This is a genomic window from Listeria innocua (assembly GCF_028596125.1).
GTDB classification, from domain to species: Bacteria; Bacillota; Bacilli; order Lactobacillales; family Listeriaceae; genus Listeria; species Listeria innocua.
The window spans coordinates 761,511-784,980 of record NZ_CP117229.1 but is presented as its reverse complement, the minus strand read 5'-3'; the positions used below and the strand labels follow the sequence as shown (position 1 = coordinate 784,980).

Genomic DNA, 23,470 nt, shown 5'->3' with positions numbered 1-23,470 from the left:
AATATATCCGATTTCTTAGTGTAATTGTATAATATATCACGTTTATTTGCAAGTATTTTGTTTTTATTCACAAATCCTTATTATTTTGAGACATGACTTCGCAGTAGATTAGGCTTATACTAAAGCTATTAATTGTATAGGAGATGATGAGATGTCTTTTGCAGTTCCATACTTAGTTTTTAACGGAGAAGGTCAAGATGCGTTAACATTTTATGCGGATGAGTTTCAAGCTGAGATTACAAGCGTTCAGCGTTTTAAAGAGATGAACAATTTTGATGGCGATGCCGTTTTTGGTGAGCGATTGATGCATAGTCGTTTAGCAAAAAACGGAGAAGAATTTATTTATATTACCGATGCGCCTTATGATGGTTTTACAATTGGTAATCGGGTGACAATCCTGATTAATTTTGAAACAGAGGATGATATTAAGTACGCCTATGAAGTTTTAAGTGCTACGGGTAAAGTGGAGATGGAGTTGCAAGTGGCATTCTGGGGTTCGACTTATGCGCAGGTGACGGACCGGTTTGGGGTGTTTTGGCAGCTTAATTTTGATAAAAAAAGTTGAGCTTAGTATGCGCTCAACTTTTTTTATAAATCTTTTATCATAATAATATCAGTTTGACAATCATCGCCCATGAAAAAATCATGTTGTCCATTTTTAATAAAACCCAGCTTTGCATAAAATTGAATAGCGTTCTTATTCTTTTCCCAAACACCTAACCATATTTTTTCTGCATCAACTTCTTTCGCTATCTCTATTGCTTGATTAAATAACTCTTTACCTAATCCCTTTTTTTGAAATGACTTCAATACATAAATACGCTCTATTTCGATTGTATTCCCAGCTATTTCTTCTGTTTGAGCATCTCCTATATTTAGTTTTAAATAACCAGCAATAGCTTCTTGGTGAAAAACAAAATAAAAATAGGAATGTGGGTTTTTTAGTTCATCGCTTAATTTTTTAGCCGTAAAATTTGTTTTTAAATATGCATCCATGTTTTCCGGTTTATTTTGCGCTCTAAATGTTTCATCAAATGTCTTATAACTTACTTCTAAGAGTGCTTGGGAATCACTTATTGTACATAATTTTATCATTACATTTCCTCCAAATTAATAACTTCTTTTATTGCCTTTTTTGACATATAACCAGTCATCTGCAATATTTTCTTTGACCTTCTTGAGCGCATCGGTGAGCATATTAATTTCAGCCTCAGTAAATCCTTTTAAAGCTACTGCATTGGAGTATTCATTCTCGCGGATAATTAAGGGATATAGTTGCTGTCCTTTCTCTGTTGGGAATAATAGTTTATTTTTTTTATTATTCTTATCCTGTTTCTTTATAATCAAACCGTTTTTCTCCAAATTCTTAATAGCTCTCGAAGCAGTGGTTCGATCGATTTTTAAAATATCTACTAGTTTTTCTTGAATAATCCCTTGGTTCTCGCAAATTCTAACTAGATAAATAAATTGTCCTTTTGCTAGATTTAATTCTTTAAATTCGATATTACTTATTGAATCAAGTGCACGTGCAATAACACCTATATCTCTTAATATATCTTTCATCGCCAACCTCCTTTTATTGCATTTGCAACAATATAACTTTACATTAGTATAACATAGAGGATGTATTGATGAAACAGAAATGAATTTTTCTACTAACTAAAAAAGCCGTATCAGCACTGAGTGAACTGGCACGGCTTTTTATGACTTACTAAAAATCCAATATTAAGGAATCTGCAGTTTAAAACATTATTTTAATTCTAACCCAGCAATCACATTCTTAGCATCTGTCATCATCTCTTCAATAACATCTTTACAAGGTTTGATTTCTGTAATTAATCCAGCGATTTGACCGGCCATGACAGAGCCGTTGTCTGTGTCGCCTTCTTGTACTGCTTTTCGTAAAGAGCCTAAAGTTAACTCTTCTAACGTGTCGCGATCGGCGTTTTCTTCTTCTAAACGAATGTATTCTTTGATCATTTTATTTTTAATTGAGCGAACTGGTGCGCCAGCTTTTCGTCCGGTAACCATTGTGTCGCGGTCGGAAGCTTTAATAACGGCTGCTTTGAAATCGGGGTGTACTGGGCATTCATCGGTTGCTAGGAAGCGTGTGCCGATTTGGACACCTTTTGCACCTAGAGCTAGAGCTGCAGCGATTCCGCGACCGTCGGCAATTCCACCTGCGCCAATGACTGGAATAGTTACAGCATCCACGATTTGAGGTACGAGCGCCATTGTTGTTGTTTCGCCAACGTGTCCACCCGCTTCTGTTCCTTCTGCGATAACTGCATCTGCGCCCATTTTTTCCATACGTTTAGCAATCATGACAGATGGAACAACAGGAATCACGATAATTCCAGCTTCTTTCCAAATTGGCATAAATGTTTTCGGCGTTCCCGCTCCAGTTGTAACGATTCCCACTTTTTCTTCTATAATTACTTCGGTTAATTCAGCAATATTTGTCATCATTAGCATTAAGTTGACGCCAAATGGTTTATCTGTCAGTTCTTTTGTTTTTTGGATTTCTTCGCGTAGCATCTCGGCAGTCATTCCGCCAGAAGCGATAATTCCTAAACCGCCTGCATTAGACACAGCGGCTACAAGTGGAGCTTTGGCAATTTGAGCCATTGCACCTTGGATAATTGGATATTTAATATTTAATAAGTTCGTAATCGACATCTTTTTCCTCCTGCGTTCTTGTTTGTTTTATCACAATTTAGTATATCAAAAAACAGCCCTATAAACTAGAGCTGTTTTTCGCCATTAATTGGACTCTTCCGCATCCACAGCGAGCAAGACACAGCCAGTAATTCCAGCGTCATCTTCTAACTTTGGAGGAACGATATATTCATCTAAATCCGGTAGCTGAACATAGTTATTAACGAGTGCTTTTAATTTTTGACGGACAAGTGGGAAAAGTTGGCGTTGTTTCATGACCCCTCCACCTAAAACAATTCTTTCTGGAGATAAGATAAGCGTGTAATTCATTAAAGCTTGAGCGATATAATGTGCTTCTAAATTCCACACTTCTTCATTATCCGCAAGTTCTGCTGCTTTTTGACCCCAACGTTTTTCAATTGCTCCACCTGCTGCGAGACCTTCTAAACAGTCGCTATGGCTTGGGCAACTTCCCGTGAAACGGTCGCGCTTATGACGACGCACCATAATATGTCCCATTTCTGGATGAGAGAAACCTTCTAGAATTTTGCCAGAAACAACTGCACCACCACCGATTCCAGTGCCGATAGTCAAATAAATACAACTGTCTAAACCTGCCGCTGCTCCTAGGCTCACTTCTCCTAAAGCTGCTGCATTAACGTCGGTAGTAAAGCCAATTGGCACATTAAACTCTTTTTTCATTGCGCCCACAATATCATAATTACGCCACGCTAGTTTTGGCGTTTGGGTAATGTAACCATATGTAGCACTACTTTTTTGAATATCAATCGGTCCAAAAGAGCCGATTCCAATTGCTTTTAATTCATCTTGATATTGTTTAAAAAATTGAATGACTGCTTTCATTGTTTCTGCTGGCTCCGTTGTCGGATAGCTCTCGCGCTTAATAATTTTCCCTGACTTTTCTCCGATTGCTACAACAAACTTAGTTCCGCCTGCTTCAATTGCTCCATAAACCATTCAAAAAAACTTCCCTTCTCGTAAGTTTTATAACGCTTTCATTTTACAATAGTTTTCTGGAAAAAGAAACTTATTTTCTAAAAACTTATCATTTTAATTCTAAATACCTAATTTAACAGATATTTTAATGCAAAATTTTACTTCTTAAAAATCCACTTCACAAGTCGCGCGTATTCATCAAAGAAACTAGGAACGTCGGATGGATTTAACCCGTATTCCATATTATTTTTAATCCCTTCGTTATACCATTTTTGCAATTCATAGCCGCGTTTAAAATAGCCCCAGACAGACTTGCCTTCTGAGCTTAAGGCATATTTGACGGAGGTTAAATTGTCTAGCTTATCTGCCACGATTAACGCTTTTTCTTCTAGGCTACCAGTGCGGACTTGTTCAATCGTATGGGCTTTTCGTTCTTCCCAAGATAACGTTTTATTTTCTGTATGAGACGCTACTAAATCGGCTACTTCATCACCAAATGTTGCGCGAATATCGGCATCGGTCATTTCCGTATCCTCAACGGCATCGTGAAGTAATCCCGCGACAACAACTTCTTCGCGAAAACCAGCACGGCGCAAAATTCTCGCTACGTTCAAAGGGTGCGAAAAATAAGGTTCGCCAGTAATTTTGCGAACTTGTCCACTATGCGCTTCAATCATCATCTGTCTCGCTTTTTCATACATAAAAAGAAGCCTCCACTCAGAATCTATGTCTATACTATACAAGATTCGAGCGAGGCTTTCTAGTTTTTTAATTGTAAAAAGTAATTTCACGACCATTTAAATCTTGTACCGGTCGACTTGTATTACCAATTGCTTTTTCAAATTCAGTGAAATCTTCTTGGCCAAGTGTCTTCGCATTTTTTAACACGATCCAAGTCACGCCTTCCACGGTTGGTGGTGTTGTCCGTGAACCTTGGTATGTATAGAAAACACGTTCTTCTGGCATAAATTCATTTACATCCAAAGTGATTTCCCGTTCTGTTTCAAAATCAGCGAACACTTCTGGGAAATAGGTTGGTAAATCTTTGAATTCGACATTATTTGTATTATCAATTTCCATCCAAGCACTCATTACAAGCGTTGTGCCATCTGGTTTTTCATGAACAAAATGCCATTCAATCGGATACATATAGCCGTCGAGTAAATGCTCAGCCGGAATATGTGCATGGAACGATACAAGTGGATAATATTCGCCGTTAAAGCGTAACCCTTGTTCTTTATCATGCGGAAAAACATGCACCGATTGTTCAATTCTTCTAATCGTATAGTCTGTTTCTTTATAGTAAAATTTCATTGTTGATGGTTTTAATTTCACAACGTCAGCTTGTTCAATATTTACTGGCGATTGTGCCTTTCCAGTATGTGCGATTTCAAAGTCAGAGCAGATATGCCCCCACATTTCTGGCCCAGTCTTTTCATCGTAACCCCATAACACTTTCTCCTTAGTCATAACCATTTCTCCTTTTCGAAAAAAATTGCGTAACATTATTTTAGCGGATAGCTGATCTATTTCACAAGTTATATGCTTAATGTTCGTGTTGTGACTCTCGCGTGAACCTGCTGAAAGATACTGGTAGCTTTATTTTCGGTCCATCATAAACAGAAAATATCCAGTTTAGAACATTATATAATATATGTTGATAATTTTCTTCTAGAACGATATTCAGTATGAATCGTATTCGTTTCAATCATCCTTTCCCCGCTCCTTTTTATGTAGTATTCTGGAGTTAACACCATATCCATTTAAAATAGGAGATGATTACTCGTGAATTACACAATTGGTGCATTTTCAAAAGAAGTCGGCTTATCAATTGATACATTACGATATTATGAAAAAGAAAAACTAATTTTACCAAAAAGAAATGAGATTAACCGTAGAATTTATGATAGTTCGGATATTACTTGGATTAACTTCATAAAAAAATTAAAGCAGACAGGCATGCCAATTAAAGATATTAAGGAATATGCAAAACTTCGGTATCTGGGAGATCAAACCATCGAGCAACGAATGACTTTGTTATATAAGCAATACGATGTTTTAGTTGAGAAAAGGGAAGAAATTGAGCTATATACCCAGTTTCTACTAAATAAAATAGATATTTATAAGGAAATGTTGAGTGAACGAGATATTAAATAATTTCTGCTCGTATAAGAAGGGTTGACATGGTGTTAACTCCAGCATTTATAGTTGATTCATACTAAAATGCTAGGAGGAATTGCCATGAAAAAATATGTTGTCATCACAGGCGCGAGTTCGGGTATTGGCTATGCTACCGCTAAACAGTTTGCAAAACGCAAAAAAAATCTAATCTTAATTGCCAGAAGAGTAGCTAATTTGGTGAAGTTGAAAAACGAGATTGAAAAGGAAGTACCCGAAGTTGAAGTCCTAATCAAAGCGATTGATTTAACAAAAATAGACCGTTTAGAGAAATTATTTTCTGAATTGGATCTTTATTTCATTGAAACGTGGGTAAATAATGCTGGTCTAGGATATTATAGTGAAGTTAAAAACCAGAACCTAACTAAGACTTTACAGCTTCTTCATTTGAATATTGAAGCTTTAACAGTTTTATCGGTCTTGTATGTTAGAAAGTATCATGACCAATCAGGTACACAACTAATTAATGTTTCTTCAGCAGGTGGCTATACGATGGTTCCTACTGCAACAACTTATTGTGCTAGTAAATTCTATGTTAGTTCCTTTACTGAAGCACTAAGTTTGGAATTACGAGAGAGCGGTTCTCCACTTCAAGCAAAAGTATTAGCACCAGCTGCTACCAAAACCGAATTTGGGCAAAAAGCAAATGATGTAAGCGAATATGACTATGACAAAAAATTTAATAATTATCATACAAGTGATGAAATGGCCCAATTTTTATTGGATTTGTATGACAGCGACAAAATTGTCGGCATGATTGATAGGAAAGCATTCTCATTTACTTTGACTGAAAATTTGTTTTCATACGCAAATCAAGCCTCTTCTAATCAAAAATAAGGAATTGTAAAAAAAGACTCTTGTATTATGATACAAGAGTCTAGTTGTTTGAGATGAAGCTTTATTTCCGATACATCTTAAACTCCAAAAACAATTCATTATAATACGACAGCATTCGTTTACCGAGGTTATCATATACTTCTAAATTATTCAGTTCATCCATATCCGGATAAAAACGTTCGTCACTCGAAATTTCTTTTGGTAACAACTTAACAGCTTTTTCATTTGGTGTTGCATAGCCGACATATTCAGCGTTAATTGCGGCATTTTCTGGTTTTAACATGAAGTTAATAAATTTATGCGCGCCATCGACATTTTTTGCCGTTTTTGGAATGACCATGTTGTCGAACCATAAATTGGAGCCGTCTTTTGGAATAACATATTCTAAATCTTCATTTTCACTGAGCATTTCCGCCGCTTCTCCGGAGAAAGTAACCGCGACACCCGCCTCATTGTCCGCCATGAGAAGTTTAATCTCATCGCCAACAATTGCTTTAACATTCGGCGTCATCGTTTCTAACTTATCTCTGGCAGCTTGTAGGTGTGCTTTATTCGTATCGTTCAGTGAGTAACCGAGACTATTCAGCCCAAGTCCCATCACTTCACGGGCCCCATCAATTAGCAAAATTTGGTTTTTCAATTCGGGATCAAATAATGCATTCCACGTATCGAAATTTTTGTCTGGGAACATTTCTTTATTATAAATAATGCCGAGCGTTCCCCAGAAATAAGGCATCGAATATTTATTATCGTCATCAAACGATAAATCCATAAAACGCGGATCAAGGTATTTTTCATTTGGCAGTTTGGAATGATCAAGCGGAATCAGCAAATTTTCTTCTTTCATTTTACTAATCGCGTAATCACTTGGCACCGCAATATCAAAGGTCGTTCCACCTTGTTCAATTTTCGTCATCATCGCTTCATTAGAATCAAATGTTTGGTAAATAACCTTGATGCCAGTTTCTTTTTCAAATTTAGTAATGAGCGATGGGTCAATGTAATCGCCCCAGTTATAAATTGTCAGCGTATTGCTCCCAGCGTAGCCCTCAGAACGGTTCATCGTTGTTGCAAGTAGCATCATTAGGAGTGCGACAACAATGACTGGTACAAAAATTTTCAGCAGTTGCTTCATTCTTTCGTCGCCCCCGTCCGAATATTTTTACTTGTATTACGTTGGTTGATAAAGTAATAACCGATCACGAGAATAATCGTGAATAGGAAAATCAGTGTCGATAAAGCATTGATAGAAAGCGAAATCCCTTGTCTTGCTCGAGAATAAATTTCTACCGCTAATGTCGAGAAGCCATTTCCAGTTACAAAAAATGTTACCGCAAAATCATCTAGCGAGTAAGTTAATGCCATGAAAAATCCAGCTAAAACGCCCGGCATAATATACGGCAAAATAACTTTTGAAAGAACTTGCCACTGGCTTGCTCCTAAGTCGCGCGCGGCATCCATCAACGTCGGACTCATTTCTTGCAATTTCGGCAAAATCATCAATACGACAATCGGAATACTAAAAGCAATATGCGAAACTAGGACGGAAATAAAACCTAATTTTACGCCTAAAATCGTAAAGAAAATCAAGAAACTAGCACCAATAATTACGTCCGGGCTAACAATCAACACATTATTCAAACTTAAAAGTGAGTTTTTCGCAAATGGTTTTGGCATAAATTTAATCGCCAGCGCCCCGCAAACTCCAATAATAGTTGCAATCACCGAAGAAAGCAGCGCAATTACAAACGTATTTAAAACAATAATTAGTAGGCGCGTATCTTGGAAAACTTCTTTATAATAACCAAGCGTAAAGCCACTAAAATTGTGCATTGTGCCACCTTTATTAAACGAGTAAAAAATCAAATAGAAAATTGGTGCATATAAAATCACAAAAACAAGCACTAAATAAATCGTACCCCATTTACTTTTCTTCATTTACGCGCACCTCTTTTCTTTTTCGAACCAGTTAGGAACATAATTAAAATCATCGCAATAATTAAAAATACGCCAATTGTCGAACCCATTCCCCAGTCTTGCGTTACTAGGAAATGTTCTTCAATCGCTGTTCCGAGCGTAATGACACGGTTCCCTGCAATTAATCGCGTAATCATAAAGAGTGATAGCGCTGGAATAAAAACAGCCTGGCACCCAGATTTCACGCCGTCAGCAGTGAGTGGAAAAATCACCCGTCTAAATGTCGTCATACTCGATGCGCCTAAATCGCGTGACGCTTGAATCAACGTTGGGTTAATTTCCTCAATTGCATTAAAAATCGGTAATATCATAAACGGAATAAAAATATAGGTCGATACAAATAAGAAACTAAAATCCGTAAATAAAATCTGTTTCGAGCCAATTCCAAGTATTTCCAAAAATTGATTCGCCGCCCCGTACGTTCCAAAAATCCCAATAAAGGCATACGCTTTAAGCAGCAAATTGATCCAAGTCGGTAAAATAATGAGTAGCAACCACAATTGTTTATGTTTTAGTTTCGTTAATAAGTATGCAGTTGGATAGGAAATCAGCAGTGTGAAAACCGTAATTAAAAACGCATACCAGAACGAACTCGCCGTCATTTTTAAATAGACAGGGGTGAAAAAATGAATATAATTATCTACAGTAAAATTGCCATCTACATCAAAAAAAGAATAATAAACAATTAATAAAATCGGTGCAACAACAAAAAGTAAAATCCAAAGAACATAAGGAACAAGATAAACTGTACGAGTGCGTCTATTCATTACTACACCTCATCGTAGCTATCAAGCCGCTTATCGAATTCTTCCTCCGTTTCCCCAAGACGCATAACATGAATTGCCTCTGGTTCAAACGCTAAGCCAATCTTATCACCCACACGAACTTTTCTCGTTGTGTGAACAAGCCATTCATTTCCATCAATATCAATACAACCAACTTCATAATGAACACCGCGGAATAGCATCCAATCAACGGTTACTTGAAGTTTTCCTTTTTCAGCCGAAGTAATCTCTAGATCTTCCGGACGAATAACTACTTCAACGACTTCATTTGGACGGAAACCTTGGTCGACACATTCAAAACGTCTTTCCACAAATTCCACTTCGAAATCTTGTATCATTTTGCCATTAACAATGTTGGATTCTCCAATAAAATCAGCAACGAACTTATTAATCGGCTCGTCGTAAATATCAATCGGCGTACCGCTTTGTTGAATTTCGCCTTTATTTAATACAAAAATTTCATCGCTCATCGCAAGTGCTTCTTCTTGGTCATGTGTCACAAAAATAAACGTAATCCCAAGCCGTTTTTGCAAATCGCGCAACTCATATTGCATTTCGGTACGTAGCTTTAAATCAAGCGCTGACAGTGGTTCATCAAGCAAAATAACTTCTGGTTCATTGACGATTGCCCGCGCGATTGCGACACGTTGTCTTTGTCCGCCAGACATTTCGCTAATTTCTCTTTTTTCATAGCCTTTTAAGTTAACAAAGCGCAGTGCTTCTTGTACTTTTTTATCGATTGCGTCTTTTTTTAGCTTTTTAATACGCAGGCCAAAAGCCACATTTTCATACACGTTTAAATGTGGAAATAACGCATAATCTTGGAAAACGGTATTTACAGGACGTTTATTGGCTGGAATTTGGTTAATTACCTTATCCCCTAAGTAAATTTGTCCTTCTGAAGCTTCTAAAAATCCGGCAATTAAGCGCAAAATGGTTGTTTTCCCGCAACCAGATGGGCCAAGCAAAGTATAAAACTTCCCTTTTTCTATTTCAAAGCTGACATTGTCAAGCACTGGTGGATCATTATCAAATTGTTTTGTTACATTTTCAAAACGAATAATTGTTTCTGTCACAATCATTTACCTCCCTTATAAATATGACTCTGTCGCAACTAAGATGAGTGTCGCTTGTTCCGTTGATCGATTAATAATTTGATGTTCATCTGCGGCGTGGAAATAAATTGCTTCTCCTTTTTTAGCCACATACTCATTTCGACCAAGCAGCACGGTCACTTCCCCTTTTAGCACGTAAGCAAAAGTTTCTGAAAGTGATGGTTCAAAGCTTTTAAAACAACTGTTTGCTTCTATTTCAAGTAGAACGGGTTCCATTTCTTTTTCATTTGATTCTGGAACAAGCCACTTAATTCTGTAACCTTTTTCTTCATCTTCAAAGAAAGTATGCTCTAGTTCTCCGTATATTACTTTTTGATTATGTTCTTCTTCATCAAAGAAATCTTTCGGAGTAGAACCTAACACTTCCAAAATAGCAAATAACGTTTCAATGGAAGGAGAACTTAAATCTCGCTCTAGTTGAGAAATATATCCCTTCGTCAAATCCGTTCGTTCGCCTAATTCTTCTTGTGTCAAATTCTTACTGAGCCTAAGATTTTTTATGCGTTTGCCAATATCCATGTCTATGTCCTTTCTTTCAAGTTTAGTGATAGTAAACCTCAAGTCATAGAAGTTTACCAATATTAAACACAAAGTTTACTTACAGCAAGCTACATTATACAACAAAGCCTTACCATGGACAATAGTTTTTTTGATTTTTTTCTACGATAGATAAATCATTTTAAAACAAAAAAACCTTAAGAACGTTGCATTGTCCTTAAGGTCTTCTCTTATTCTAAAAAGTCATCATATAAATACGTTTCAATCATGTTGAGATTTTGGCGTAAGTCCCGGGCTAATTCCCTTGAGATCCCGCCTTTTTCAAACATATTCTGAATAATATCTCGTTCTAATTGGAAAGCCACTACTTGGACTTCGCGTTTTTTCTGTTCGAATTTTGCTCGCTTACCTCTTGGACTGTGTTCTTTTCTCACGCGTTCTAAGAAAATAGTGTGTTCGGTAATTAATGGTCCAATTATATCAGCATTTTCTTTCGTTAATTGTTCTTTGAGTTTAGAAATAATGAGTATTTCATTTTCTTCTCGTAGTTGGCGAATTGCTTGGAATCGTTCGCTATCTTTAGAAATACCTTTTTTCATTTTATGGGTGATTCTACGCCATTTTTTCGGATGAATGACAAGCATTATTAGACGATAAAGGAACATCCACGCTGTTTTTATTTTTGTTCGGAAGCGCTGTTTAATCGCTTGTTCCATCATATTAAGATAGTGTTGATAACGATAGCTATCTGTAGCAACAATGCGTCCTTCATCGGTCATTTTTTGGGTGTTTTCACGTTCCCACTGGATAATTTCTAATCGTTTCGCCCGTTCTCTTTCATCCATGCCTCGATTCGAAATATTATTTTGCTGTAAATCATAAATCCGTCTGCGGTAGTCTTCAATTACTTCATCTGTTGCGGCTTTCGTTTCTGGTAAAGTCTGTTCTTTCAATTCTCTAATGACATTTCGAAGTATCCGAATCCGTGTCGCAATTTCAGCTCGTTCATCTTCCGTTGTCACTTCTTCACTTTTTGCTAGTAACGGTAAGATAAACGTCGCAATAACTAGCGTACACAGAATAACACCTGACGCTATAAAGATAATCAGTGAGCGCTGCGGAAATAGTGATCCGTCATCTAAGAAAAACGGAATTGCGAGCGCACTGGCAAGCGTAACTGCCCCGCGAACACCAGAAAGCGATGTGAGCACAACTGGTCTAAACTTAGGTAGCTGTGTCTTTTTATTCTGTTTTTGCCTTTGTTTTGCGCCAATGCTCCATGATATGTAAACCCATAAGAAGCGCAGTAAAATCAAGGCTGCTGTGATAGAAAGTATATAAGCGATTACTTGTAAATTGCTACTACCGGAATCATTCCATACTACCTCGGTAATCGCAGGAAGTTGCGTACCAAGCAGTAAAAACACTAAGCCATTTAAAACAAAAATAATAACCGACCAAGTACTTTGCGAAACAACATTTAATTTAACTAATTGTGGATCCATTTTCTTTTGTTCCATTGAATGCATAATCCCGGCTGCAACTACCGCTAAAATTCCTGAAACGTGTAATTTCTCTGCCGCTAAATAAATAATAAATGGCGTTAAAATTTGGATAAGCATGTGAAAAGTAACATCTTCCATCCCAAGACCGCGAACCCATTTTAACAATCGGAATTTTAACCAACTTAAAACAAGCCCTACTAAAATACCACCAATCGCGATAATAAAAAAGCTAATACTCGCATCCATTAAACTAAATACGCCTGTCACCATCGCAGCAATCGCAAATTGGAAAGCAACTAGTCCTGAAGCATCATTAATTAGCGCTTCTCCTTCTAGTAAATTCATAATCCGTTTTGGCAAATTAATCCGCCCAGAAAGTGAACTAACGGCTACAGCATCAGTTGGCGCAAGAGCCGCTGCAAGAGCAAAAGCTGCTGCAAGTGGAACGGTTGGAATCATCCAGTGGACAAAATAACCAATCACAACAACCGTCGCAAACACAAGCCCGAGCGCTAATACTAAAATCGGCATCCGCATTCCCCAAAGTGCCGCTTTATCCGTCTGTCTGCCATCATTAAATAGCAAGGGTGCAATAAACATTACAAGAAAAAGTTCTGGATTGAGTTGTAAATCAAACGTAATTGGCATAATAGCGATAATTACACCAAGTCCGATTTGAATTAACGGCACCGAAACAAAGGGAACAAACCGATTAAGCAAATTAGAAATAAAAATAGCTACAAGTAATGCTAAAACATATAAAAATATCTCCAATATGTACCGTCCCCTTTCGTTTATTCTCCTATATTATTATGAAGCAAAATAAACGATCTCGCAAATATAAAACAGCCCTGCTCCTTTGTATTTGCTCACTTTACAAAGAAACAAAGCTGTTAGATTAAGTTACTTTTCTTTTTCATTCTTATATTTATCAATTTGATCATTTAAATTTTTCATTTTTTCATCTAAATGGGTAATGATTCTTGCGGCGTCTTGTAATTCTTTTACTAATTCTTCTGGCGCTTCTTGTTGATATTTATAATAAATTTTATGTTCTAAACTTGCCCAAAAATCCATTGCAACTGTTCGAATTTGAATTTCCACCGTCATTTTTTCCGAACGATTTGTTAAGAAAACTGGCACTTCACATAATAAATGTAAACTCCGGTAGCCATTCGGTTTTGGGTTAGTCACATAATCTTTTACTCGTTTAATCGTTATATCACTTTGGCCGGCAAGCATTTCATGAATACGAAAAATATCGGATACAAAAGAACAGGTAATACGAATTCCCGCAATATCGTGTACATATTTAAGTGCATTTTCTGGTGTAATATCCACATTTTTCTTTTCCAGTTTTGCCCCTATACTTTCGAGTGATTTGACCCGTGATTTCAAGTGTTCCATTGGATTATAGTCGTGAATAAATTGAAATTCTTCATTCAATATTTTAAGTTTCGTGTTCACTTCTTCTAGAGCAAAACGGTGAAGAAGCATAACATTTCGCCAATGCTTTAGTTCGTCTACTGATGGTTGTTCCATGATGACACTCCTTCCATATGTATAAACTTCCTATTCCATGTTACTACAAATCAGAAGCCAGCGTAACTATATGTCGAAAGTTTCACCACATTCTCATGAAATTTTCATAAAAAAGCCTAGAATAAAATTTATTCTAGGCTAACTCGCTATTTAACTAATTGGACAACTAATTACTTTATCGTTATCTGTCACAAGCAACAAATTACGATTATAATACTGTCCATCACTTTTTAATACCAGCGTTTTTTCTGTGTCATTATAATCGATCGTTAACGCATCTTCTAGAAATATTTCCGTCCAGCGCTTAATTAATACAGGACCGATATTTGAATCTATTATATCATCTTCAGGAGTTTTCTCTGCTACTAATCGAAGGGTAAATATACCACTGTTTTCACAGGAACACCCTTCTGTATCGTAGTATAAATGCAACTGACCGGAAAGATTTGAACGAAGCGCATTTAGCCGATTTATGGCGCTATCTGTAAATGTTATATACATAACCAATCACCTCTAACTCTATTATACACCTGAGTTACTAAGATTTCGCGTGAGTTGCTTACTTTCGATTTATTTCACAAATTAGACATTGGGTTTTCATTCCTTTGCGTGTTATGATAGGTATGTATTTACAAAGGGGGAGAAACACGCAGATGAGCGCTTATCCAAAATTCGATGTTATTTTAAAAGCATTAAATTTGTCTAGTGTAGGAGTAATTATTACAGATCCTGAGCAAAAAAACAATCCGATTATTTTTGTGAACACAGGCTTTGAAAATATTACTGGCTATACTAAAGAAGAAGCTATTGGCTCTAATTGTCACTTTTTGCAAGGAGATGATACTGACAAAGAGGAAGTTGCGAAAATCCGTCATGCCATTAACGAAAAATCAACTGCGAATGTTCTACTAAAAAATTACAGGAAAAATGGCACTTCATTTATGAATGAGCTGACAATTGAACCGATTTATGATGATAATGACCATCTATATTTTGTCGGCATTCAAAAAGATGTGACGACCGAGCATAATTATCAACTGGAACTTGAAAAATCCTTATGGGAAATCGAAAAACTATCCACGCCAATTGTTCCCATTAAGGAAAATATTTGTGTGCTGCCGCTAATTGGTTCCTTGACCCACGACCGGTTTCAGCACATGTCCGATTATGTCAGCGAATATATGGATAATGGGAAAGAAGATTACTTAATTATGGATCTTTCTGGTCTTGCTGATTTTAATGAAGACGCTGTAATGAATCTTGTGAAGTTCCATGGCTTTATGAAGCTCACAGGTGTGGAACTAATTATTACGGGGATTTCACCTAAATTTGCGATGACTTTAATGCGCTACCAAGAAAATCTATCTAGTTTAACTACTTATAGCACAATCAAAGAAGCACTACAATTTTACTAAAACATATTGCAAAACAACCCATTTTCCGTTATTATGGGTAAATAATCAAATATAAACCCTCATCCAAATGGTGAGGTAGAGGTTGCGAGATGCACTAGTAATTTTTTCGAGGCGAAACAAAGACGCCAATGACAAAAAACGAACAGGTTGATCGCCGAAGTGACTATTTTCTCTTTGTATCGAAATAGTTGTTGGGACAGTTTCCTAAAGGAGCTGGACTGCTATAAGAATTTGTCGAAATTTCTTATAGGTGTGCTATCTGACAAAATGATGTTGGTAAAATACGTAACAGCCAATTTCTTGCAGATTGGCTGTTTTTTTGCGCACTTCCTCTGATAAAAGAAAGGGAGATTTATAGTGAAAAAAGAAACACATGGCGAGATTCGTCGTGACTTAAAGACAAGGCATCTATCCATGATAGCAATTGGTGGTTCAATCGGAACCGGTTTATTTTTAGCAAGTGGAAATGCGATTCATACTGCTGGGCCTGGTGGAGCGCTAGTTGCTTATATTGCAATTGGCATTATGGTGTACTTTTTAATGACAAGCTTAGGTGAAATGGCTACATACATGCCTGTTTCCGGCTCATTTAGTACGTATGCTAGTCGTTTTGTTGATCCAGCTTTTGGTTTTGCACTCGGTTGGAACTATTGGTTTAACTGGGCGATCACGCTTGCGGTCGATATTTCAACAGCGGCGATTATTGTTCAATTTTGGTTGCCGAATACGCCTGCTTGGCTCTGGAGTGCGATTTTCTTACTCTTGATTTTCGGTTTAAATGCCCTATCGGTAAAAGCTTACGGGGAGTCAGAGTACTGGTTCTCGATTATTAAAGTAGCGACTGTTATTATTTTTCTTATCGTCGGTGTGCTGACAATTGTTGGTATTCTTGGCGGCGAAGTGATTGGCTTTTCTAACTTTACAGCAGGAGATGCACCATTTAAAGGTGGATTTTTCGCGATATTAGGTACATTCTTGATTGCTGGATTTTCTTTCCAAGGGACTGAAATGGTTGGGATTGCAGCTGGTGAAAGTGCTACTCCAGAAAAAAGTGTTCCTAAAGCGATTAAGCAAGTTTTCTGGCGGATTTTGTTATTTTATATTTTTGCGATTTTCATTATCGGGATGATTATTCCTTATACTAATCCGAATTTACTGAGCGCTGAGGCAACAGATGTGGCGATTAGTCCATTTACGCTGGTATTTGAAAAGGCTGGGCTAGCTTTTGCGGCTTCGGTAATGAACGCGGTTATCTTGACTTCCGTTCTATCCGCGGGTAATTCAGGTCTTTACGCTTCCACAAGAATGCTTTGGGCAATGGCTCGCGACAAAAAAGCTCCTAAATTCCTAGGCAAAGTAAACCGTCGTGGTATCCCGATGGCTGCACTTATTGTGACAACCATTGTTGGTGCGATGACATTCATTACTACGCTTACCGAAAATGGGACAGTGATTTATACATGGCTCCTTTCTGCCTCTGGTTTAACCGGATTTATCGCTTGGGTCGGCATCGCTATTAGCCATTACCGATTCCGTAAAGCTTTCATTAAGCAAGGCCATGATTTGAACGAACTAAAATATAAAGCCAAATTTTTCCCTTTTGGTCCGATTTTAGCTTTAATCTTATGTATTTTAGTTATTGTCGGTCAAGATTACGCGGCATTTTTAAAACCAGAATTTACGAATCCTGCTTGGTGGCAAAAAATCGGTATTTCTTATATCGGCCTCCCTATTTTCCTTATCTTCTGGTTATCATTTAAATTTACAAATAAAACAAAAGTCATTCCACTGGAAGACTGCAAATTTGATCAAAAATAAAAAAACATCTCTTGTTCATTCATTTTTACTTGAATGATACAGGAGATGTTTTTATTTACTCTTTTTGAGTAAGGTTTCTACTTTTTTATTTAAGCGGATTAATCCTTCTATTTCTTCTTCGGTCAAATTTTCAAATACTTTCATCATCGCTTTGTACATAAAAGCGTTTGCAGTGGAGCGCTTGGATAAGTCTTCTCCTTTTTTTGAAAGCTTTAGTGTTAAATCCATATTATCAGTTGGGATTGTTTTGTTTAATTTTACAACAAGGCCTAAGCTAATTAACCCGTCCACATTAGCCGCGGCAGAACTTCCAGTAATTATTAATCGTTTCGTTAAATCCGCTACCGAAATGCCAGGTGTGCTATAAATCACATTAATCATCGCAAGTTGCTGAATTGTTAGTCCTAAGCTAGCCGCATTTTGATCGGCATATCCCGCTGAAATCCGCTGTATTGACCAATAAGTTTTTAATAATTCACTAATATTTTCTGTATCTGTATTAATTTTTTCCATCATTCAACCTCCTCTTACCACCTATTCTACGCACTTTATTAGAAAAACTCAATCATATTTACGAAAAAAATATATTTATAATACGTTTTTATAGTTGCTTATTAAAAGTAAGTATGATATAGTTTACTTATAAACAGTTAAGCAATTGCTTTTCTAACGTGTAAAAGTATTTTTTCTAAGGTTTAATATCAAACAATTTAGGCTAGATTATAAGAGAATGCTTTTATAAAAAAACATATTTGGAGGAATGAAAAAATGACAGTAGAAAAATGGAACGTAGACCCAGCGCATAGTTCAATCGAATTTCAAGTAAAACACATGATGGTATCAAAAGTAAAAGGTGCATTTAGCGATTTCACAGCAGATATTGAAATGGATCCAGAAGATTTAACAACAGCAAAATTAAACTTCTCTGTATCAGCAGCTTCTGTAGATACTCGCCAAGCACAACGCGATGGGCATCTAAAAAGTGAAGATTTCTTTAATGTAGAAAAATATCCAAACGTTACTTTTACAGCAACAAAAATCACAGCAGATGGCGATGATGAATACGAAGTGACTGGTGATTTAACGATTCGCGACGTAACTAAACCTCTTACACTTGAAGTAAGCTATGAAGGTACTGGAAAAGATCCAAACACTGGTAACATGGTAGCTGGCTTTGAAGCAAAAGGTAAATTCAACCGTAAAGACTTTGGCCTAAATTACAATGCTGCATTAGAAACTGGTGGCGTACTTATCGGTGACGAAGTAAAATTAAACATCCAAATTGAAGCAAGTAAATAATTACTGAAACTACGAGTAGCTAGCCTATTCGTGGTTTTTTTTGTAGCTTTATTCTCCCTTTTAGGATAAAATAGTTCTATTGTTTTTAAAAAAGGAGGCTAACATCGCTATGGAAAATAAACAAAATGGGCAGCTAGGTGGAATTATCGCCGGAGCTCTCGCATATGTATTTTGGGGTGTCCTTCCGATTTACTGGAAGCTAGCCACAAATGTCCCTCCTATGGAGATTTTGGCCTATCGAATTATATGGTCTTTTATTTTTATGCTATTTTTGATTGTTTGTTTACGAAAGACTTCGATGGTTTTTCAAGAAACAAAGGACGTTTTGCTTAAACCAAAAACGCTTATCGCCATTATTGCGGCAGCTTTTTTAGTTACTGGAAACTGGTATTTATTCATTTACACAGTGAATAGCGGGCATGTGACCGAAGCAAGTCTTGGTTACTATATAAATCCACTTGTAAATGTACTTCTCGCAACGGTGATTTTAAAAGAACGATTGAGTCGCGGTGAGATTATTGCAGTTATCTCGGCAACAATTGGCGTCTTAATTCTCACATGGCATCTTGGGTCCGTTCCTTGGGCAGCAATCGGTATGGCTGTTTCCTTCTCCCTTTATGGGTTGATTAAAAAAGTCGTTTCCGTTTCCGTATGGACTGGTTTAACACTTGAAACGATGATTATCACGCCATTCGCACTCATTTATGTACTCTTTTTCGCGACGAATGGATTAATGCAGTATGCCGCGCAAACAAATATTATTTTAGTTGGCGCTGGGATTGTTACCGCTATTCCACTACTTTTATTTGCGACAGCTGCGAAGAAAATCAGCTATACAATGGTCGGCTTCTTGCAATATATTGGACCTACGTTAATGCTTGCTCTTGGTGTCTTACTTTTCAAAGAAAGTTTTGACCACATCCAATTATTTGCCTTCATGTTCATTTGGTTGGCGCTTATTATTTTCACGATTTCACACATTTATTCCGCAGCAAAAATCAAACAATTAGCAACCGCTGCAAAAGAACAATCATAAAAAAATGTTTTCCGGTCCCCTCTTTCGGGAATAATTCTTCTATCAAGCGAGAAGCTATTCCATAAAAATGAATAGGGGGCTTTTTTCATGAAAATTGGTATTATTGGCGCTACGGGTCGAGCTGGTTCAAGAATTTTAGAAGAAGCAAAAAGTCGTGGCCACGAAGTAACAGCTATTGTAAGAAATGCTGGGAAAATAACGCAAACGCATAAAGATATTAATATTTTACAAAAAGATATTTTTGATTTAACGCTTTCAGATTTATCTGATCAAAATGTCGTCGTTGATGCTTATGGTGTCAGCCCAGATGAAGCAGAAAAACATGTGGATTCGCTTGATCATCTGATTTCTGTTTTAAATGGAACTGTATCTCCGCGCCTAATTGTCGTTGGCGGGGCAGCAAGTCTTCAAATTGATGAAGATGGTAACACCCTTTTAGAATCAAAAGGACTTAGAGAAGCACCATACTATCCAACTGCTCGTGCTCAAGCAAAACAGTTGGAACATTTAAAAGCAAATAAGGCAGAGTTTAGTTGGACTTACATTAGCCCTTCTGCCATGTTTGAGCCAGGTGAACGTACTGGCGAATATCAATCTGGGAAAGATCATCTTTTATTTGGTAGTGATGGTAATAGTTTTATCAGCATGGAAGATTATGCTATCGCCGTTTTAGATGAGATTGAGCGACCAAACCACTTAAATGAACGATTTACAGTGGCTGGAAAATAACACGAAAGTCGAAGGAGCAAAACGCTTCCTTCGACTTTTTTATCCGAAATAATACTCCCAATTGCCAGAAAATTCCTGTATACTAATGCTATATGCAAAAAAGGGAGGAAGAAAATGGTTCTACTTGGTGCGCTAGTTAATGGGCTAGGGATTTTAATTGGCTCTATAATTGGCATGAAATTACATAATATCCCTGAACGTATGAAAGATACTGTCATGAAAGGGATGGGTTTATCCGTTATCGTCCTTGGTATTCAAATGGCATTTAAAACGAGCAACTCGCTTATTGTTATTTTAAGTATTTGTTTTGGAGCTGTTATTGGTGAATGGCTTAATATAGATTACCATCTTAATCAACTCGGGCACTGGATTGAACGGAAAGTCGGTGCAAAAGGAAAAAGTAATGTTTCAAAAGGCTTTGTTACTGCTACACTTATTTTTGTGATTGGCGCGATGGGAATTATTGGCGCGCTTGATAGTGGCATTCGTGGTAATCATGATGTACTTTATACGAAATCAGTGATGGATGGATTTATCGCCCTTCTTCTTAGTACGACACTTGGTTGGGGCGTTATGCTCTCGGCTATTCCGGTGTTTTTATTTGAAGGCCTTATCGCGCTTTTTGCAACACAAATTGATCAATTCATTCCAGCAGACCTGATGGCACTTATTATTAAAGAACTAACGGCTACTGGCGGAATTATGATTTTGGCTATTGGTCTCAACCTGCTTGGTTTAACGAAAATTCGGGTCGCGAATCTGGTTCCGGGGATTTTGGTTGTTGCGCTGATTGTTGCGGGGCTTTATTATTTTTAAAAGAAAAAACAGAGAATCGCTCGTCTCTGTTTTTTTAATTTCGTTTAAATGGTTCTTTTACATCTAAACTTATTAAATCTGTATAGGTTTGCGGTTTTCGGTAGGCATTTCCCCACGTTTCATTTTCCCTGTAACTTCGAATCTCGTCTAAATTAAATTCAGCAATAAAAATACCTTCTGAAACGTCGTCTGTTTCAATAATCGTATTATCGCGGTAATCCTCATTTTCATCAAAAACAATCGGGGAAAAAGCAGTGGATCTGCCCCATTTCTCTCCAGGATAGTTTGCCATTGCAACGCCAACCATATTTTCAAAAGCACGAGAGTTTAGTTGGTTCAGTCTAGCTGGATTCATATCGCATGCATTTGGAACAAGGATAATTTCTGCCCCTTTTAACATTAAAACTCTGGCGCTTTCCGGGAATTCTCTGTCGTAACATATCATCACACCAAGTTTTATGCCATCAAACTCACAAACGTTAAATTCGTCCCCGCTTTGCAGCAATGCTTCTAAAGAGAAATCGCACGTATGGACTTTAGCGTAATCTAGAATTATTTCTCCATTTCGGTCAATTATAATAGCTGTATTTTGCGGTTTTTGTTTTGTTTTAGATAAATAAGTAGCACAAACGCCAATGTTTAGTTCTTTCGCGAGTTTTCTTAAAGTAGTAACGTATGCGCTATCTCGTGCTACTGCATCTGCCAACCACCGCGTGCGCTCTTCTTCAAAACCAGCATCCATTGGCTCATCAAAGGCTGTCTCAAAAGGTGGCGCGTAGCCGTTTGACCACATTTCGGGAAAAAGGACTAAATCGGCTCCTTTTCGGTGCGCTTCTTTTATATACTTTATAGATAAATTTAAATTTGCCTCTTTGTCATTTGGTACTGCTTGTTGTTGTACTAAAGCGACTTTAAGTGTAACCATGTGCCCCCTCCTAGTCAACTAATTAATGCAATTATAACATCTATTGCTAAAAACAAAAAAACACCAACAACCCGAAAGTTGCTAGTGTCTATAAAAATCTTAGTTCATGCCACCCATGAAGAATGCTGTTGTTAATTCTTGCATGAATGCCATATCGTTTTGCATTTTCCATAATGAATCATCATCTGGATCTGCTTTTAGTTTAAGTGTAATTGTTTTTGCTTCTGATACTGCATCTGCATTTTGAACAGCTTTAGTGTAGATTTCCATTGTTTTTTCAGCCATTTTTTGATCATCTGTAGCAATTGATGGATCAGCAGTTGCTGCTTTTGTTAGTTCTTCTACTAATTCTGTTTGAACGCCCTTCATGTCTAGGCCTTTAACAGCGAACTGAATTTCTGGACTTTCTTTGTCGTCATTTGTTACTTTAGTAGTGTACGATGTTTTTTCGTTTACTTGTTTACGAAGTGCATTATAGAAATCATCCACTTGTTTGTCTAAGTTAACATCACTTGAAAAACTTGCAGTGAATGTACTAATGAAGCTTTCTTTAAAACTAGTTTCAAATTCTTTTTCGAATTTAGAACCATCTTCACCATATACGTCTTTAACTTTATCCGTGTCTTTATTATAAACAACGGCGTTAACTGTGATTTCTCCTGCTTTTTTTGGTTCAACCCTTGATGCGCCGCCACATGCACTTAAAACAAGTACCATCGCAAGCACAAGAACCATGCTAAATAACCCTTTTTTCATTAATAAATCTCCCTTTCTTATTTGAATTCCATTTCATTGTACAGAAAGCAGCGATAAAAGCCAACTATTTAACTAAAAGTGTCATAATTTGTACATAAATTAAAATTAATTGAGGTGAAACAATTGAATAAAAAAACAAATGCGTGTCGAATTTTGGATAAACAGAAGATTAGTTACCAATTACGTGAGTATGAATGGAGTGAAGACGCGCTTGATGCACTTCATGTTGCAGAAGAAACGGGGAATAATCCTGCGCAAATTTTTAAAACGCTCGTTCTTACTGGCGATAAAACAGGAAATATCGTCGCGTGCATTCCAGCTGATAAAACCTTGCATTTAAAACACTTAGCGAAGATTAGCAGGAATAAAAAATGTGAATTAATTCCAGTTGATACGTTGGAAAAGCTAACAGGTTATATTCGCGGTGGTTGTTCTCCTATTGGTATGAAGAAACTATTTCCAACTTTTATTGATAATAGTGCAGAACAGCTGGATACTATCTTAATTTCAGCCGGAAAAAGAGGACTTCAAATCGAACTAGCCCCTTTTGACTTAAAAAAAGTAGTGCGTGCGGAGTTTGCAATGATTACCGAAGATTAAGTTTAACGAAGGAGAATGATGTTT

The 23,470-nt window shown here is 37.0% G+C and carries 27 protein-coding genes and 1 riboswitch; of the genes, 10 read left to right on the top strand and 17 right to left on the bottom strand.

Going from position 1 to position 23,470, the window contains the following annotated elements; all coding sequences use genetic code 11:
* Nucleotides 1-151: 151 nt before the first annotated feature.
* Nucleotides 152-565, top strand: a complete 414-nt coding sequence (locus PQQ29_RS04395) for a VOC family protein (RefSeq protein ID WP_187984047.1) — start codon at nucleotides 152-154, stop codon at nucleotides 563-565.
* A gap of 23 nt (nucleotides 566-588) precedes the next feature.
* Here PQQ29_RS04395 and PQQ29_RS04390 read toward each other — a convergent pair whose 3' ends face one another.
* The 6 genes from PQQ29_RS04390 to PQQ29_RS04365 form a co-directional block, all read right to left on the bottom strand.
* Entirely contained in the window at nucleotides 589-1,095 is a 507-nt protein-coding gene (locus PQQ29_RS04390; protein ID WP_003761162.1) for a GNAT family N-acetyltransferase, read from the bottom strand.
* Between the two features lie 15 nt (nucleotides 1,096-1,110).
* Nucleotides 1,111-1,563, bottom strand: a complete 453-nt coding sequence (locus PQQ29_RS04385; protein WP_003731245.1) for a MarR family winged helix-turn-helix transcriptional regulator — start codon at nucleotides 1,561-1,563, stop codon at nucleotides 1,111-1,113.
* Between the two features lie 186 nt (nucleotides 1,564-1,749).
* On the bottom strand, nucleotides 1,750-2,679 hold the full coding sequence (locus PQQ29_RS04380; protein ID WP_045553475.1) for a nitronate monooxygenase: 930 nt from the start codon (nucleotides 2,677-2,679) through the stop codon (nucleotides 1,750-1,752).
* A gap of 84 nt (nucleotides 2,680-2,763) precedes the next feature.
* On the bottom strand, nucleotides 2,764-3,636 hold the full coding sequence (locus PQQ29_RS04375) for an ROK family protein (RefSeq protein WP_003761157.1): 873 nt from the start codon (nucleotides 3,634-3,636) through the stop codon (nucleotides 2,764-2,766).
* 137 nt (nucleotides 3,637-3,773) lie between these two features.
* Nucleotides 3,774-4,316 carry an HD domain-containing protein gene (locus PQQ29_RS04370; protein ID WP_010990620.1) on the bottom strand — a complete coding sequence of 181 codons (543 nt, stop codon included), beginning with the start codon at nucleotides 4,314-4,316 and terminating at the stop codon, nucleotides 3,774-3,776.
* Between the two features lie 67 nt (nucleotides 4,317-4,383).
* Nucleotides 4,384-5,085 carry a carbonic anhydrase gene (locus tag PQQ29_RS04365; RefSeq protein WP_070212650.1) on the bottom strand — a complete coding sequence of 234 codons (702 nt, stop codon included), beginning with the start codon at nucleotides 5,083-5,085 and terminating at the stop codon, nucleotides 4,384-4,386.
* Nucleotides 5,086-5,400: 315 nt separating this feature from the next.
* Here PQQ29_RS04365 and PQQ29_RS04360 point away from each other — a divergent pair, with 315 nt between their 5' ends.
* Nucleotides 5,401-5,772, top strand: coding sequence for a MerR family transcriptional regulator (locus tag PQQ29_RS04360; protein ID WP_160464074.1), 372 nt, complete (start codon nucleotides 5,401-5,403; stop codon nucleotides 5,770-5,772).
* Between the two features lie 84 nt (nucleotides 5,773-5,856).
* Entirely contained in the window at nucleotides 5,857-6,630 is a 774-nt protein-coding gene (locus PQQ29_RS04355) for an SDR family NAD(P)-dependent oxidoreductase (protein ID WP_033838014.1), read from the top strand.
* 61 nt (nucleotides 6,631-6,691) lie between these two features.
* On the opposite strand, the gene PQQ29_RS04350 is transcribed toward PQQ29_RS04355, so the two are convergent.
* The 8 genes from PQQ29_RS04350 to PQQ29_RS04315 all read right to left on the bottom strand — a co-directional run bounded on the left by PQQ29_RS04350 (nucleotide 6,692) and on the right by PQQ29_RS04315 (nucleotide 14,553).
* The gene (locus PQQ29_RS04350; RefSeq protein ID WP_003726405.1) at nucleotides 6,692-7,765 is read right to left on the bottom strand and encodes an ABC transporter substrate-binding protein; all 1,074 of its coding nucleotides are present in this window, start codon (nucleotides 7,763-7,765) and stop codon (nucleotides 6,692-6,694) included.
* Nucleotides 7,762-8,568 (bottom strand): ABC transporter permease, encoded by an 807-nt coding sequence (locus PQQ29_RS04345; protein ID WP_003721373.1) that lies wholly within the window; start codon nucleotides 8,566-8,568, stop codon nucleotides 7,762-7,764. Before PQQ29_RS04345 ends, PQQ29_RS04350 begins: the two co-directional genes overlap by 4 nt.
* Complete coding sequence (locus PQQ29_RS04340; RefSeq protein WP_003765965.1) at nucleotides 8,565-9,374, bottom strand: ABC transporter permease; 810 nt, start codon at nucleotides 9,372-9,374, stop codon at nucleotides 8,565-8,567. Before PQQ29_RS04340 ends, PQQ29_RS04345 begins: the two co-directional genes overlap by 4 nt.
* 2 nt (nucleotides 9,375-9,376) lie before the next feature.
* Nucleotides 9,377-10,468 (bottom strand): ABC transporter ATP-binding protein, encoded by a 1,092-nt coding sequence (locus PQQ29_RS04335; RefSeq protein WP_187984046.1) that lies wholly within the window; start codon nucleotides 10,466-10,468, stop codon nucleotides 9,377-9,379.
* A gap of 15 nt (nucleotides 10,469-10,483) precedes the next feature.
* Nucleotides 10,484-11,026 (bottom strand): helix-turn-helix domain-containing protein, encoded by a 543-nt coding sequence (locus PQQ29_RS04330; RefSeq protein ID WP_003761140.1) that lies wholly within the window; start codon nucleotides 11,024-11,026, stop codon nucleotides 10,484-10,486.
* Nucleotides 11,027-11,235: 209 nt separating this feature from the next.
* Complete coding sequence (locus PQQ29_RS04325; RefSeq protein ID WP_187984045.1) at nucleotides 11,236-13,284, bottom strand: Na+/H+ antiporter; 2,049 nt, start codon at nucleotides 13,282-13,284, stop codon at nucleotides 11,236-11,238.
* A gap of 129 nt (nucleotides 13,285-13,413) precedes the next feature.
* Nucleotides 13,414-14,052: a GTP pyrophosphokinase gene (locus PQQ29_RS04320; protein WP_003761137.1), complete on the bottom strand. Its 639-nt coding sequence runs from the start codon at nucleotides 14,050-14,052 to the stop codon at nucleotides 13,414-13,416.
* Between the two features lie 150 nt (nucleotides 14,053-14,202).
* A complete protein-coding gene (locus PQQ29_RS04315; protein ID WP_003761136.1) occupies nucleotides 14,203-14,553 on the bottom strand; it encodes an iron-sulfur cluster biosynthesis family protein in 351 nt (116 codons plus the stop codon).
* A gap of 152 nt (nucleotides 14,554-14,705) precedes the next feature.
* On the opposite strand from PQQ29_RS04315, the gene ytvA reads away from it, so the two are divergent.
* Both ytvA and PQQ29_RS04305 read left to right on the top strand, forming a co-directional pair.
* Entirely contained in the window at nucleotides 14,706-15,467 is a 762-nt protein-coding gene (ytvA, locus tag PQQ29_RS04310) for a YtvA family blue-light photoreceptor (protein ID WP_003761135.1), read from the top strand.
* 68 nt (nucleotides 15,468-15,535) lie between these two features.
* A riboswitch (Lysine riboswitch) is annotated at nucleotides 15,536-15,733 on the top strand.
* A gap of 91 nt (nucleotides 15,734-15,824) precedes the next feature.
* Nucleotides 15,825-17,285 carry an amino acid permease gene (locus PQQ29_RS04305; protein WP_003761134.1) on the top strand — a complete coding sequence of 487 codons (1,461 nt, stop codon included), beginning with the start codon at nucleotides 15,825-15,827 and terminating at the stop codon, nucleotides 17,283-17,285.
* A gap of 51 nt (nucleotides 17,286-17,336) precedes the next feature.
* Here PQQ29_RS04305 and PQQ29_RS04300 read toward each other — a convergent pair whose 3' ends face one another.
* Entirely contained in the window at nucleotides 17,337-17,798 is a 462-nt protein-coding gene (locus tag PQQ29_RS04300) for a MarR family winged helix-turn-helix transcriptional regulator (RefSeq protein WP_187984044.1), read from the bottom strand.
* Between the two features lie 255 nt (nucleotides 17,799-18,053).
* Here PQQ29_RS04300 and PQQ29_RS04295 point away from each other — a divergent pair, with 255 nt between their 5' ends.
* The 4 genes from PQQ29_RS04295 to PQQ29_RS04280 all read left to right on the top strand — a co-directional run bounded on the left by PQQ29_RS04295 (nucleotide 18,054) and on the right by PQQ29_RS04280 (nucleotide 21,165).
* A complete protein-coding gene (locus PQQ29_RS04295; protein ID WP_003761132.1) occupies nucleotides 18,054-18,584 on the top strand; it encodes a YceI family protein in 531 nt (176 codons plus the stop codon).
* A gap of 109 nt (nucleotides 18,585-18,693) precedes the next feature.
* A complete protein-coding gene (rarD, locus tag PQQ29_RS04290) occupies nucleotides 18,694-19,620 on the top strand; it encodes an EamA family transporter RarD (protein WP_003761131.1) in 927 nt (308 codons plus the stop codon).
* 87 nt (nucleotides 19,621-19,707) lie between these two features.
* On the top strand, nucleotides 19,708-20,349 hold the full coding sequence (locus PQQ29_RS04285; RefSeq protein ID WP_003761130.1) for an NAD(P)-dependent oxidoreductase: 642 nt from the start codon (nucleotides 19,708-19,710) through the stop codon (nucleotides 20,347-20,349).
* Nucleotides 20,350-20,463: 114 nt separating this feature from the next.
* Complete coding sequence (locus PQQ29_RS04280; protein WP_003770989.1) at nucleotides 20,464-21,165, top strand: DUF554 domain-containing protein; 702 nt, start codon at nucleotides 20,464-20,466, stop codon at nucleotides 21,163-21,165.
* A gap of 34 nt (nucleotides 21,166-21,199) precedes the next feature.
* Here the strand turns inward: PQQ29_RS04280 and PQQ29_RS04275 are convergent, their stop codons facing one another.
* On the bottom strand, nucleotides 21,200-22,090 hold the full coding sequence (locus PQQ29_RS04275) for a carbon-nitrogen hydrolase family protein (protein WP_010990609.1): 891 nt from the start codon (nucleotides 22,088-22,090) through the stop codon (nucleotides 21,200-21,202).
* A 99-nt stretch (nucleotides 22,091-22,189) separates the two neighbouring features.
* Nucleotides 22,190-22,846: a DUF5105 domain-containing protein gene (locus PQQ29_RS04270; protein ID WP_003761125.1), complete on the bottom strand. Its 657-nt coding sequence runs from the start codon at nucleotides 22,844-22,846 to the stop codon at nucleotides 22,190-22,192.
* 123 nt (nucleotides 22,847-22,969) lie between these two features.
* On the opposite strand from PQQ29_RS04270, the gene ybaK reads away from it, so the two are divergent.
* Nucleotides 22,970-23,446, top strand: coding sequence for a Cys-tRNA(Pro) deacylase (ybaK, locus tag PQQ29_RS04265; protein WP_010990608.1), 477 nt, complete (start codon nucleotides 22,970-22,972; stop codon nucleotides 23,444-23,446).
* Nucleotides 23,447-23,470: the final 24 nt, after the last annotated feature.